13 protein-coding genes are annotated in these 14,454 nt (G+C 36.2%); 8 read left to right on the plus strand and 5 right to left on the minus strand.

The window, feature by feature from the left end; genetic code table 11:
• Positions 1-254: 254 nt before the first annotated feature.
• Positions 255-1,100: a DUF72 domain-containing protein gene (locus LMD38_RS19060; protein ID WP_016717000.1), complete on the minus strand. Its 846-nt coding sequence runs from the start codon at positions 1,098-1,100 to the stop codon at positions 255-257.
• Between the two features lie 160 nt (positions 1,101-1,260).
• On the opposite strand from LMD38_RS19060, the gene LMD38_RS19065 reads away from it, so the two are divergent.
• The 3 genes from LMD38_RS19065 to LMD38_RS19075 all read left to right on the plus strand — a co-directional run bounded on the left by LMD38_RS19065 (position 1,261) and on the right by LMD38_RS19075 (position 5,313).
• A complete protein-coding gene (locus LMD38_RS19065; protein ID WP_016716999.1) occupies positions 1,261-2,532 on the plus strand; it encodes an ATP-binding protein in 1,272 nt (423 codons plus the stop codon).
• Positions 2,533-2,775: 243 nt separating this feature from the next.
• Complete coding sequence (locus LMD38_RS19070) at positions 2,776-4,689, plus strand: Gly-Xaa-Xaa repeat protein (RefSeq protein ID WP_228919927.1); 1,914 nt, start codon at positions 2,776-2,778, stop codon at positions 4,687-4,689.
• A gap of 195 nt (positions 4,690-4,884) precedes the next feature.
• Entirely contained in the window at positions 4,885-5,313 is a 429-nt protein-coding gene (locus LMD38_RS19075; protein ID WP_061184000.1) for a hypothetical protein, read from the plus strand.
• 124 nt (positions 5,314-5,437) lie between these two features.
• On the opposite strand, the gene LMD38_RS19080 is transcribed toward LMD38_RS19075, so the two are convergent.
• The gene (locus LMD38_RS19080) at positions 5,438-7,480 is read right to left on the minus strand and encodes a transglycosylase domain-containing protein (RefSeq protein WP_000769283.1); all 2,043 of its coding nucleotides are present in this window, start codon (positions 7,478-7,480) and stop codon (positions 5,438-5,440) included.
• A gap of 312 nt (positions 7,481-7,792) precedes the next feature.
• Between LMD38_RS19080 and LMD38_RS19085 the strand changes: the two genes are divergently transcribed.
• The 3 genes from LMD38_RS19085 to LMD38_RS19095 all read left to right on the plus strand — a co-directional run bounded on the left by LMD38_RS19085 (position 7,793) and on the right by LMD38_RS19095 (position 10,341).
• Positions 7,793-8,413 carry a DUF47 domain-containing protein gene (locus LMD38_RS19085; protein WP_000231448.1) on the plus strand — a complete coding sequence of 207 codons (621 nt, stop codon included), beginning with the start codon at positions 7,793-7,795 and terminating at the stop codon, positions 8,411-8,413.
• Positions 8,414-8,424: 11 nt separating this feature from the next.
• A complete protein-coding gene (locus tag LMD38_RS19090) occupies positions 8,425-9,423 on the plus strand; it encodes an inorganic phosphate transporter (protein WP_000380271.1) in 999 nt (332 codons plus the stop codon).
• Positions 9,424-9,540: 117 nt separating this feature from the next.
• On the plus strand, positions 9,541-10,341 hold the full coding sequence (locus LMD38_RS19095) for a sulfite exporter TauE/SafE family protein (protein WP_000455758.1): 801 nt from the start codon (positions 9,541-9,543) through the stop codon (positions 10,339-10,341).
• A 293-nt stretch (positions 10,342-10,634) separates the two neighbouring features.
• Here LMD38_RS19095 and LMD38_RS19100 read toward each other — a convergent pair whose 3' ends face one another.
• Positions 10,635-10,862 (minus strand): hypothetical protein, encoded by a 228-nt coding sequence (locus LMD38_RS19100; RefSeq protein WP_000882907.1) that lies wholly within the window; start codon positions 10,860-10,862, stop codon positions 10,635-10,637.
• 166 nt (positions 10,863-11,028) lie between these two features.
• On the opposite strand from LMD38_RS19100, the gene LMD38_RS19105 reads away from it, so the two are divergent.
• Positions 11,029-11,541: a Crp/Fnr family transcriptional regulator gene (locus tag LMD38_RS19105; protein WP_000600575.1), complete on the plus strand. Its 513-nt coding sequence runs from the start codon at positions 11,029-11,031 to the stop codon at positions 11,539-11,541.
• 31 nt (positions 11,542-11,572) lie between these two features.
• Here the strand turns inward: LMD38_RS19105 and hmpA are convergent, their stop codons facing one another.
• Entirely contained in the window at positions 11,573-12,781 is a 1,209-nt protein-coding gene (gene hmpA / locus LMD38_RS19110; RefSeq protein WP_000947720.1) for an NO-inducible flavohemoprotein, read from the minus strand.
• 178 nt (positions 12,782-12,959) lie between these two features.
• Entirely contained in the window at positions 12,960-14,057 is a 1,098-nt protein-coding gene (locus LMD38_RS19115) for a site-2 protease family protein (RefSeq protein ID WP_000794485.1), read from the minus strand.
• A gap of 151 nt (positions 14,058-14,208) precedes the next feature.
• Here LMD38_RS19115 and LMD38_RS19120 point away from each other — a divergent pair, with 151 nt between their 5' ends.
• Positions 14,209-14,406 (plus strand): hypothetical protein, encoded by a 198-nt coding sequence (locus tag LMD38_RS19120; RefSeq protein ID WP_001053353.1) that lies wholly within the window; start codon positions 14,209-14,211, stop codon positions 14,404-14,406.
• Positions 14,407-14,454: the final 48 nt, after the last annotated feature.

Here is a 14,454-nt window from a genome sequence, read left to right on the forward strand (position 1 = left end):
AAATCTATCTCGAAACAATTCCTTACTTTAGCCAAACTTCTATTAGGGATCTCCCTATCATTACTACCTCATAAAAATTTTTTTATTTATTTTCAGGAAAACCATTGACAATGATAATGATAACCATTATCATTTATTACGAAGCCAACAATTGATGAATCAACCAAACGCTCAGTAACATTGTTACCCCTCTTTTTCATATAGAAAGGCACTGTACATTCCCCCTGTTTGTACAGTGCCTTTCTTGTTTATTATCACTCAAACAAATTTAATTGCTCAGGCTTTGGCTCACCATATGTAATGTTCATCATTTTCATAAGCTGTTTCGCATTATCAGCCGCATCTCCACCTGAATTATTGTTAAATAGTACGTATATGTCCTTTGTCTTCTTTTTTAATTGTTCTAATCTTTCTACCCATTCTTCTAATTCTTTATTATTGTAGCGATATAAGCAACGAACCGCTCTCCAATTTTCCCCTTTATCAAGCCAGCCATGAACATTTCGGCCATGAAAACGTATTAACACCATCTCTGCATTCGTTACTTCTAATACGAGTGGTACCGAACCCATCCCTGCCTGTGGCTCATCACAAATTGTATGAATCCATTTCTCTTGCTCTAGAAACTTTAACGTCTTATCTCTCATTTCTGGATAAAACCATGTTTGATTTCGAAATTCTATTGCACACGGAAAACCTTCCATTTTTTCTTTCGTATATCGGAGAAAATCTACATTTTTCTTTTTACAATCAAACCATGGTGGATATTGAAATAAAATCGTTTTTAATTTACCAGCTTCAATTAAAGGAAAAATAGATTGTTTATATACATCAAACATCTCATCGAACGTAGAAAAAGGAATTTCACCTTTCATATGTCCTGTCATTCCTTGATATGCTTTGACGATAAAAGAAAAATCTTTCGGTGTTTCCATTGCCCATTTCGTATAGTTTCGTGCAGGTTGCATCGCATAAAATGAACTATCCACTTCTACTATAGGGAAATGCTCACTATATGTTCGTAATTTATTTCTATTTTCATAGGGGTCTATATATAAAGAATCATGATCTCCCCACCCTGTTACTCCAATGAAAAGCAAATATATTCCTCCCTTTTTAACTTCACCTACTATCTATTCTACTCACTTCCTGAACACTTCGACCAATCAATTTCATTAAGTAGTCCCTTCTTTAAGAGTATCCGTATAAAAATATGATATACTAGATGGAAGAATTTTTAAATTGAGGGGTTATTTATTTATGCTTCCAAAAGATGATATTGTGTGTCATGAAAAACGAATAGAAGAATTAGAAAATAAAGTACGTTTTTATGAAGAACTTGTGAATCAATTACCACATCATTTCACATATAAAAATCCACAGATTGGTTTACAAATAAAGAAAACGAGATCAACTCATTCTATTCAAAACATACAAAAAGAGAATAAAGAGGCTGATTTTCAGCTTACTTGCGATTCATTATTTTTATTTAAACAACTTGAAACATACTTTGTTCATATTTTTGATGCTTTTTCACATCATGTAACCTTTGTTGATAATAAAGGAAATATAACTTTATGTAATCAGGCTGCGGCAGATGATTTTGGTGTAGTACGAAATGATATAATCGGAAAACCAATTCAACAATTACTAAAATTACCTGAAGAAAAAATTAAAGCTCTTGAAACATTAAGAACAGGCACAGAAATATATAATGAAGAAGTTTTAGACAAAAACTATGGCATTTTAAATAACCGGATTATTCGTGATTATAACGGAGAAATTTTTAGAGTTATTAGTGTCTTTCATTATTTAAACACAGAACGTGATGCAGAAAAATTTTCGTTAGCAGGGCGAATTGCAGCTGGTATTGCACATGAAGTACGTAACCCTCTTACAACCGTACGAGGTTATTTACAATTTTTACAAGAAACTGTTTCTCCATCTAATAAAGAACTATTTAAAAACTTACTTATTCCTGAATTAGATCGCGCAAATAGTATCATTACAAAATTTTTATCTATTTCAAAAACACGTGAATTTACAAGAGAACCCTTTCCAATTAATACATTTTTACGTGATTATATTCAACAGTTACTAGCTAGCGAAGTCTTTTTACATAACATTTCAATTGATTATAATTTTTCTACCGAATTAGATGATATTTTAGTTCATATTGATCGTCATGAACTTGTGCAAGTTTTTTTAAACTTATTCCAGAACGCTGTCGATGCTCAAGGAGAAAAAAAACTTTCTATCCAAATTACTAGTTACCGCCTAGATAATTTTGTTCGTATTACTTTTACTGATAATGGAACTGGTATTCCATCAGCGATTCAAGAATATATATTTGATCCATTCTTCTCAACAAAAGATTCCGGTACAGGACTCGGCTTGGCAGTAACGAAAAAAATTATTCAAAATCATAACGGTACATTAAAAATGACTAGTAATGAAGATGGTACTACTTTTACTATTTCAATTCCAATCTTACCTAAAACAGCCCTTGAAAGATTAAATCAAGACAAATAAAATCCAATCCACGAACTGCATGTCAATTGTTAAATCCCTTAACAATCGACATGCAGTTTTTTATGTTGAACTTTTCTTCTTTACATTATATGAAACCTTCTCTATATCTTACTTATTTGTTTGCCAAGCGGGCCAATTTCTTATTTTTTTAGAAATGGTAGTTTGTCCATCACGGATTTAGTATAAATTTCATTTTAATATATAGTAATGACTATTGATTCTATGAAAGAAAGGAATGAAAAGATGAACAATAAAAATAAAGGAAAAGTATTTTATGGTAATGACTGTTGCGAAGTCAGAGCTTGTAGTCATATTAACATCTCTAAGTCCGAACTTACAGAATTCGTTAGACTTCTTCAAGCTCTTGGCCAAGCTATTCAAGCTGTCTTTCAAAACCCTTCTCAAAATAATATCGATAACTTAATCGCTGCCCTAAATAACTTACAAAAATTTCTCAATTGCTTAGATTTATCTCCAGCACAAAAACAAATTGGAAATTCTATCATTGCTAATCTATTAACTATTTTAAGAACAACACCTTTCTCATGCGGAGCGTTGTACGTTGAACTACAAAGCCTGCTTAATTATTTATTGTATATCGCTAAGTTATTCAAAGTAGATTGTTGTACGACCGACAAACTAGTTAAACTCATAACAGAGATCCAAGCTATCCTAGTTCAATACGGGTCAGGATGCCTTGGAGGAGGAGGAGCAACTGGTGCTACCGGTGCTACTGGCGCAACAGGTGCTACTGGACCTCAAGGACCGGCGGGTGCTCAAGGTGCTACTGGGCCTCAGGGACCGGCAGGCGCTCAAGGCGCTACTGGACCTCAAGGGCCTCAAGGCGCTCAAGGACCAGCAGGTGTTCAAGGCGCTACTGGACCTCAAGGACCTCAAGGTATTCAAGGGCCGGCGGGGGCTACCGGCGCTACTGGGGCTACTGGCGCTACGGGGGCTACTGGACCTCAAGGCGTTCAAGGACCAGCAGGGGCTACTGGGGCTACCGGGCCTCAAGGTGTTCAAGGACCAGCAGGGGCTACCGGCGCTACCGGGGCTACTGGACCTCAAGGCGTTCAAGGACCAGCAGGGGCTACCGGCGCTACCGGGCCTCAAGGACCTCAAGGCGTTCAAGGACCGGCGGGCGCTACCGGCGCTACCGGGCCTCAAGGACCTCAAGGACCAGCAGGGGCTACTGGTGCTACGGGGGCTCAAGGTGTTCAAGGACCTGCAGGTGCTACTGGCGCTACGGGGCCTCAAGGACCTCAAGGCGTTCAAGGACCAGCGGGTGCTACCGGCGCTACCGGGGCTCAAGGACCTCAAGGTATTCAAGGACCTGCAGGGGCTACTGGCGCTACTGGGCCTCAAGGACCTCAAGGCGTTCAAGGACCAGCGGGTGCAACAGGTGCTACCGGGGCTCAAGGACCAGCAGGCGCAACAGGTGCTACCGGGGCTCAAGGACCAGCAGGCGCAACAGGTGCTACCGGGGCTCAAGGTGTTCAAGGACCGGCAGGGGCTACTGGCGCTACTGGCGCTACTGGGGCTCAAGGACCTCAAGGACCTCAAGGTGTTCAAGGGCCGGCGGGGGCTACCGGCGCTACTGGACCTCAAGGTGTTCAAGGACCTGCGGGGGCTACCGGCGCTACTGGACCTCAAGGGCCTCAAGGCGCTCAAGGACCAGCAGGGGCTACTGGCGCTACGGGGGCTCAAGGACCTCAAGGCGCAACAGGTGCTACGGGTGCAACAGGACCAGCGGGTACGCCAATTCCTGTAACGATCGCGGCAATCGGAAACTCAAATCCACAAACTATATCCCCTGGAACAAACATCCAATTCAACCAAGTGTTTGAATTAACTAATATCGCTTTCAACGATACTTCAGATACTTTAACAATTTTAGAAACAGGCGTATATGATATTAGTTTCTCAGCGTCTACAACTTTCCCAGGATCTTCACCGTTTGGGTTTGGTATTTCGTTCAATGGCCAACCACCTACTCGTAATTTCTCAACTAACGTTATCGGTAGTGCTGTTTCTTTCTCTACAATCGTTACTTTACAAGCTGGTACAACGATTGCTGTACAACCTACAGCAAACACTATTTCTATTCCAAACACAGGCGATACAACTGCAACACTATCTGTATTCCGAATTTACTAATTTTCACTCAATAAGTATATTTATAATAGTATGTATTGTTTAACCGTGCATTAAATCTCTCTTTATATAGAAAGGAGCACTTATTTGGGAGGATAGGTGCTCCTTCTTTACGTTTCTTTACTTCAAATTTACTCTATCTTAATCCTCATTTTGTATGATAAATAGTGAAGTCAAAGATATGAAAGAGGGATGAAAATGAGAGTTATGTCACTAATACGCATTTGGCTTGCACTTATGGTATGCATTATTTTATGTGTAGGATTTTTTTTAACTCTAAAATATTCCACTATATCAAAAGCAGAGAGAAAAACTGCTCCATACAAACTTCTATATACGAAACAAAGCAACATCCCTTATTCCAATGCCACAAAGAATGAAAAAAAAGTTATAAAAGGGATGCTTATTACGAAAGCTTCTAGTTCCGAGGCGTTACTCCAAATTGCTGAAACGATTAAAGATCAGTATACAAATAAAAAAGTCGATGAAATTACACTTTCTATCCACAATGAAAATAGCGGTAATTACGAAGAAGAATTACCTTACGAACCTATTAGTAAAGGCCAAATAATCGTCACATACGATTCCGAATCCTTTGGCAGTACGAATATTATACTTCACGAGTAATATCATGTATCTCAATAGATATGGATTAATAGCTAATGAAGATAGACAAAACTCTCTATCGATTAAAATTTTATGTTGTTTTTATACAAAAAAAGAGGCGAATTTCGTTATTCGCCTCTTTCTTTTACCAAAATGAAGGAATCCATTCTTTCACTTTATCAAGCCACTCTTGTTGCTCTTGTTTTCGTTGTTGTTCCTCTTCTTTCCTTCTCTTCTCTTCTTCTTTTCTTCGTTTTTCCTCTTCTATTGTAGTCAATTGTTTTTTATAATCAGCCTCAGATATGAGCGATAACTGAAATGCTTTTTGAGCTGGATTTGCGTTCGCTTTTTTCATAATATCCCGGAACATTGTCGTCGTAATTTGACTACCACCCGGAACATAATGATCGCTATCGGTTTTATCATATCCTACCCAAATCGCACCTACCAAATCTGGTGTGTATCCAACAAACCATGAATCCTTTGCACCGGTGCTCGGGCCATTTACAATTTGAGTAGTTCCTGTCTTACCTGCCGTATCAACATTATTAACTTTCGCCTTTTCGCCCGTTCCCTTTTCGACAACACCTTTTAATAAATATGTCATTTTTTGAGAAACTTTCTCGCTCGTCACTCGTGTCTCTTTCTTATACCACTTTCCAAGCGTTTCACCTTCAGCATTTTGTATCTCCCTAATTGCATGAGCTTCCACTTGGACTCCGTCATTTGCAAATGTACTGTATGCTTGAGCCATTACAAATGGAGAAGTCCCCACATGCATACCGCCTAAAGCAATCGGATACGTACGATCTTCTGGCACTAATGGAATACCAAATCGCTCTAAAGATTTCAATCCTTTATCTAATCCAATTTGTTCTAATAGCCACACAGCTGAAACATTATACGACTTTGCTACGGCTTCATACATTGTTACATCACCGTGAAAAGTATGATCGCTATTTTGTGGTTTATATTCTTTAATGTTAAATGGTTCATCTTTTAATATATCGTATACTTCATATCCTTGTTCTAACGCTGGTACATATACAGCCAAAGGTTTTAACGTTGAGCCAGGTTGTCTTTTTAATTGGGTTGCATGGTTAAACTGTAAAAACTGATACGGCCCTCTGCCTCCAACTAAAGCTGGTACACCACCTGTTTTGGGATTCATAAGAACTACACCCGTTTGCATGAGTTGGTCTGAGCCACTATCTTTGAAATAACTATCATTATTCACAACGTCTTCTACGGCCTGTTGTTTTTTCGGGTCAAGCTCTGTATAAATACGATAACCACCTGCTAAAATTTCATTTTGTGTTAATTCGTACTTGTCCATCGCCTCTCTAACAATATAGTCTACATATTGAGAGTATTTTCCCTTGTATTTATCATCAACGCCACGTTTTAACACAAGTCCACTCTCTTTTTCTTTATTATACTGTTCGTCCGAAATATACCCTTGCTCTTTCATTAAACTTAATACGACATTACGTCTTTCAATTGACTTGTTAAAGTTTTTATAAGGTGAATACGCAGATGGTGCTTTAATCAAGCCCGCAATCGTTGCTGCTTCTGAAATTGTTAAATCTTTTACATCTTTATCAAAATAAGATTTAGCTGCCCTTTTTATACCCCAAGCACCTTCACCAAAATAAATTTGGTTCATATACATTTCAATAATTTCATCTTTCGTATACGTACGCTCTATTTTTTTTGTTAAAAAATATTCCTTAATTTTTCGAGAGTATGTGCGATCCTGTGTCAGAAATACATTTTTCGCAAGTTGTTGTGTAATTGTACTTCCCCCTGCTACAACTTCTCCTGCTGTAATATTTTTAAAAACTGCACTTATAATTCCACTATAGTAAATCCCGTGATGGTTAAAAAATTCCTTATCTTCTACTGCAACAATGGCCTGAACCATAATATCAGGAATATCTTTCTTTTTTACGCCTTCTGTTTTAGAAGAAGCTAATTTAGTCGCAACTTCATTATTTGCATCATAAATTAAGGTCGGCTGCGGAACAGCCTGCTTTAATTCAGATATGTCTTGAATAGAAATTATTATATTTATAGCAATAAATAGAGTAGCGAGCAAACTTCCTAATACAATTAATGAATTACGAAGCTTCTTCCTCTTGTTGAACCACTCCTGCATTTTTTTTAAGTGAGTGTTCTTCAATTTCATTCGTTCACTTCCTTCGTTTGTTTACACTCTTCTTTTCAAAAGGAAGAATATACCTCCTTTTAAATTTATTATAATAACGTAGTCTTTCCTGTAGTGTAAAGCTTTTCTTTCACATTCATACTTTTTGCAAGAAAAGGACATTCTACAAGTAAGATATTCAATATTGATTATTAATATTATTAATACAACAATAAGAGTTATGTTAAGTTTTTGTAAACTTTTCGATAAAATGTTTTAAAAAACGACAGTTTTTTGTTAGAATTGACTAGCCAATATATTTTACATATATTACTTTTGTGGGGGTAACTAATAATGGTCTTTAAATCAAAAAAAGATAAATTTTCTGAAATGTTAATGAATGTTTCCGAAAATTTAAAAGAAGGCGCGCAGTTTTTCGTGGAGTATAAAATTAAAAATGCTAGCGATTTAAAAGAGTTTTCTATGCGCATGAAAGAGTATGAGTCAAAAGGTGACTCATTTATTCACGAAATCATTATGGAGCTAAACAAAGCGTTTATTACTCCTATTGAACGTGAGGACATCCTACAGCTTGCAATGAGTATGGATGATGTATTAGACGGATTAGATCATAGTGCTGGTCTATTCGAAATGTATTCTATTACAGAAGCTGATGAATACATGATTAAATTCGTAGAAGCAATTAATCAATGTGCGATTGAAATTGCAAACTCTGTTGAATTAATGTCTAACAAAAAATTAGTCGACATTCGTACAAATGCGATTAAGATTAAAGATTATGAATCACAATGTGATGATATTCGCCGTCACGCGATTAAGCACTTATTCTCTCGTGAAAAAGATCCAATTAAGATCATTCAATACAAAGAGATTTACGAAGAGCTTGAAGAAGTAGCGGATAGCTGCCAAAGCGTTGCAAACGTATTAGAAACAATTATTATGAAGAACGCGTAAGGAGTTTGATCATGGATACACTCTTGATACTGACCGTTTTAGTAGTCATTTGCGCTTTAGCTTTTGACTTTATTAATGGATTTCACGATACAGCAAACGCTATTGCAACGGCTGTTTCAACGAAAGCTCTAAAGCCTAGACATGCAATTATTATGGCAGCTATTATGAACTTTTTAGGTGCGATGACATTTACAGGTGTAGCAAAAACGATTACGAAAGATATTGTTGATCCGTTCGCTTTACAAAATGGTTCTCTTGTAATTTTAGCTGCTTTACTTGCGGCAATAGCATGGAATTTGATTACTTGGTACTACGGTATTCCAAGTAGTTCTTCGCATGCAATCATTGGCTCCATCGCAGGTGCAGCTATCGCTGCTGCTGGTTTTAGTTCATTAAACTTTAAAGGATTCATAAAAATTATTGAAGCTTTAATCATTTCACCAATTATCGCATTTGTTATTGGTTATATCGTATACAGTATTTTTAAAGTCGTCTTTAAAAACTTTAATTTAACGAAGACGAACAAAAACTTCCGTATATTCCAGATTTTCACTGCTGCATTACAAGCTTATACACATGGTACGAATGATGCGCAAAAAGCAATGGGAATCATTACAATGGCTCTTATGGCGAATAGTTATCATACTTCTAGCGATATCCCGTTCTGGGTACAATTATCTTGTGCCATTGCAATGGGTCTTGGTACTTCTGTCGGCGGATGGAAAATCATTAAAACTGTCGGTGGACAAATTATGAAAATTCGTCCTGTAAATGGTGTAGCTGCTGATTTATCATCATCTCTTGTTATTTTCGGGGCAACATTCATTCACTTACCAGTTAGTACGACGCACGTTATCTCTTCTTCTATTTTAGGGGTTGGTGCTTCTCATCGTGTGAAAGGTGTAAAATGGGGAACTGCAAAACGCATGTTAATTACTTGGGTTATTACACTTCCTATTTCAGCTTCTTTAGCTGCTTTATTTTATTCTTTATTACACTTAATCTTTTAATTAAAAGTCGTCTTCCTTATTTTTCTAGGAAGACGACTTTTTTGTGAACAAAGCTTTTTCCCATGAAAAAGCGTGTATAATAATTGGTGGATAAGTTATATAGAGGAGTTGGCAATTTTGGAATACATCATGTTACTTTTCATCGGGCTAATCGCCGGGACAGTCGGGAGTCTAGTCGGACTTGGCGGCGGAATTATTATTGTTCCGTTATTAATCGGATTACACAGCCTATCACCACAACTTGCAGTAGGAACCTCAATGGTAACAGTCGTTTTTACAGGACTATCTTCCACCCTTACTTATATGAAGCATAAACGAGTAGATTACAAAAGTGGACTTATTTTATTTATCGGGAGTGGCCCTGGTGGTATCATCGGCTCGTGGGCGAATAAATTTTTAAACCAAGATACATTTTCTTTATATTTTGGGATTTTTCTTATTTTTGTCTCCATTCTTCTTATGTTACGAGACAAATTAAAACCCCTTTCTTTATCAAATATGACTGTAATCAAGCGCTCTTTTACAGATAACGAAGGAAACACTGTACACTATCAATTCCCACCGCTTCTCGCTATCTTTATCGCCTTTATAGTTGGTTTTATATCTGGGTTATTTGGAATTGGGGGCGGTGCTTTACTTGTTCCAGCAATGATGCTACTTTTTGCATTCCCAGCACATATTGCTGTAGCAACTTCGATGTTTATCGTATTTCTATCAGCAATTGTAAGTTCTGCAACTCACATCTCCCTTGGAAATGTCAGCTGGATTTACGCATTAATTCTTATTCCTGGTGCATGGATTGGTGGAAAAATCGGGGCATATATTAATACAAAATTAAGCGGTAACGCCGTAATTAATTTATTACGTATCACATTAATTATTCTTGGGACTAGATTAATCATTACTTCTTTTTTATAACGTGTTCTTTTTAGAATGCGTTTTTTCTTATACACATGAATATAAAAATCCTCCTAAGAGAACAAATAAAATTAAACAAACACATAATAACATGTAATTGGAAATATGTACTTTCTTCACGTTGACCACTCCTATAACTGCGACTGTTACCTTTATGATAGCGAAAAAATAATTTACTTGCAGTTACAAAGTGCTAACAATGCAAAATCATTTATTACAAATTTTATCCTTATATTTCATTTCTTTGTATATTCTATCGTTTTAATAAAAAAAGATGTCATATTGACATCTTTTTAGTGAAGAAGTGACCATCCCATAAAGTCTTCATGTACTTGGCACGCCCTCTTATCATTTCGATCATACAATTCAGCATAACTATCTGTTTCTTCATCATAAGCCATCGTATAAATAATTTGGCCATCCACTTCAACGGATAACACGACTCCACCTTTCATCTCTTCTACATGAATGATGGCATTTGCCGGAATTCTCATATCCGTCATTTTTATCGCATCTAACAATATACTAAACCCCCTACAGCGTATTCATTGCTAGTACTATTACACACTAAATAGTATACTACTGTAATAGCATATATTTCGTCAATGAAATTGCTGTTTAAATAGCATATTGTCTTTATACATATACACTAAAAAATAGAAATGTTTAATAAACGGGGGGCTAACATTGATTCTACACAAAGGAGATGTACTATTCCGTCAAGGTGAGGACGGTCCTTTATATTTTATAAAAACAGGTTTATTAAAAGTAGTAAGGATAGAAGAAGATGGAACACCATTTCTATTTAACATTATCGTTCCAGGAGAAACGATACCTCACCATTCCTTAATTTCACCGAAGGAATATCACGGTACAGCAATCGCTTTAATGAAAACGGAAGTTGAACCTATAATTAGCAATGAGTGGTACAATCAACTTCAAGCGGATCCTGCATCATATGCAAATATCGCTATGCAATTACAGTCAAAATTAAGAATGATGCAGCAACGTATCGACCAATTGACGACCGTCTCTCCAAAAGAACGTCTTCATCGCTTACAAGAATGGTTCACACTATATTTAGGTGACATTCCTATATATGAAATATTAACACAAACTGAAATTGGTCAGCTCATCGGTATACGCCGCGAAACGGTAAATCGATTATTGCGAGAACAAATAAAAAACGAGGTGAAATAATACCTCGTTTTTTTGCTTCTTCAAACTCCATCTATTGTAAGCTTGCTGCTGGACCGAAAAATTCATAATGAATATGCTCTTGTTTCACACCTAAATCAGTTAATGTAGCATTTATATGCTTCATAAATGCTACTGGACCACAGAAATAAAATTCTGCTTCCGTTGTCGGAATAATCGTTTGCAGCCATTCAGCTTCAATCAAACCTTCTTTATCAAAGTTTTTCATTTCCAGATCTTTTTCAGTCGGCGCCGAATAGCAAGTGTATGCTTTCACTTGTTCGTATTCATTATCTACTGCCTCAACGTGTTCTTTCATTGCATGTGTATTACTATTTAGTGCTGCATGAACAAAACATACATTACGTTTTGAATCTTGTTCAATTAACGTATTTAGCATACTCATCATTGGTGTAATACCTACTCCACCACTAATTAGGACAACTGGTAATGTTGAATCCATATTTAATACGAAATCTCCCGCTGGTGCACTTACTGGTAACATATCGCCTTCTTTTACATGATCATGTAAGTAATTAGATACTTTACCGTCCGGTGTATCTACACCTTTTTCTTTCTTGACACTAATACGATAATATTCTTTTCCAGGAGCATCTGATAAGCTATATTGACGATTATGTGTATATGTTTCACCTTCAATATTGATTTGAACCGTTACATATTGTCCTGGGATGAATGAAGAAACTTTCCCTCCATCTTCAGGTTTCAAATAAAATGACGTAATAACATCGCTTTCCTTCACTTTTTTTACAACTACAAAGTTACGGAAATCTTTCCATCCACCTTCTTTATGTGCCGCTTCTTCATACATCTCTGCTTCAATACTAATGAATGCATCAGCAATGACACCATAAGCTTCTCCCCATGCGTTTAAAACTTCATCAGGTGCACCTGCGACCTCTTTAATTGCGCGTAGTAAACATGTACCTACAATCGGGTAATGCTCTGCTTTAATACCTAAACTTCTATGCTTATGACCAATTTGTTTTACAACTGGAATAATAACTTCTAAATTATCAATGTACGTTGCAGCTGCATAAACAGCATTCGCTAACGCTTGTTGTTGTCTTCCCTTTTTCTGATTTGTATGATTGAAGATATTCAATAGCTCCGGATGTTCCGAAAATAAAATTTCATAAAATCTCGTTGTAATTTCAACGCCTTTTTCCTGTAATAATGGTACTGTTGACTTTACGATTTCAATTGTTTTTTCACTTAACATTGTATCCCACTCCTCTATTTCCTTAACTGTTTTTAGTTTAACCGAATTGTATAATACAGATTGTGATTTTAATCACTATTAACACGGTGTTTTTGTGAAAAATATATGAACATTGCACTTACAAAAGAAAATAAGCTAACTAGAATGCTAGCTAGCTTATCATTTCAACAATATTTTTCTATACATTCCTCGTTGGCAAATGTTCTTGTAAAACCATATACCCTTCATAAGCTGCGTAACCGAGTATAGCCATTAATCCGATATAACAAGCAAATGCTGTCCATTTCGTTTTCGTATCCACTTTGTAATAGTTTTCCTGTTGTCTCTTGTCTGCATCCCATTCCTGTAATTTTCTTTCTGACATTTCAAATGCTTCTCGTATATGAATTGTATGTGTTTCTTTTTCATCTTCATATGGGACGTAATCAAGTGGCTCAAACTTTGGTAAAAGATATTCTAACACTTCAATCTTTTGAAGTTCTCCTGTTTTTAATTCTTTCTCTCTTTCTTTTTGCCTTAATACATTTATTTCATGTTGCATCATATATATATTCCGATGCACTGCACCAGTTTCTTTTAACTCTTCTTCAAGCCTTGCAACATATTCTTTCATTCCATCAATTTTATATCCTAATTCCTTAATTGGCTCATCTCTCTTTATTACTCTATACAATTCCATACAGCCGATAATAAAAATAAATCCGCCCAAAATACTTTTAAAATAAATTGAATACCCAAGTAGTAAAACAAGCCCCGCTCCCCAAATTTTCGTACTTACAACTGAAATAATCCGTCCCCCGTCTAACGGAGAAACCGGAATTAAATTAAAGAAATTAATCATACTTCCGAGTAAAATAATGAGCGCCCAAAACGGCTCTTTCGTTATCATATAAAGTGGAATAGCCGGTAAAAATGAAAGTAATCCGAAAAGAGGTCCCATATAGGCAATATATGCTTCATCTTTTGCATTTTTAGGCATCTCTTTCATCCCAATAAGAGCGCCCATAAATGGAATAAATATTGCTGGCGATGTTGGTATACCTTTTCTTTTCGCAGCCCATAAATGACCCATTTCATGAATAAATAACAAATAAATGAGCGCTACCCCAAATTGCCAACCATATATAACTGCGTACGCACCAAGTGATAGAAACATACTAAATACCGTTGAAAACTTTGCTAATTTAAAAATTGCAAATACCCACTTTAACTTAGAAAGTAAAAATAACCCTATTGCAACAATAATTCCCCATAATCCTTTTTTATTATTTTTCATATTCCTCTCCTTTATCTTTCATTAATGAATGATATACATTCATCAAAGCTTGTTCTTTTTTCTATTATGACATATTTTTTTCTATTGTTAGAAATAATGTTTATATAATCCATTTTTAGCCAAAAATATAAATAAAAGGAGGTGCGCACAATTGAATTTACAATCTCTCATAATAGGTGCTCTATCTTTTTTAGCCTCAACTCTTATTTTTTATACCGTTAGTTACGTGTTACTATTAGATTTGTTGCCCAATCACGTATTTATTGCTCTTATCATCCTTTCCGCTCTTATGATTTCTTTTCTTATTACACGAAAATCAATGAATGAGCCATCTGCAAAAGCAAAGTAATAGAGAGGGGGGGTTCCCCTCTCTATTATCATTTCCTAGGAAAGTTCA

It is taken from the genome of Bacillus pacificus, assembly GCF_020861345.1.
Taxonomy (GTDB): domain Bacteria; phylum Bacillota; class Bacilli; order Bacillales; family Bacillaceae_G; genus Bacillus_A; species Bacillus_A pacificus.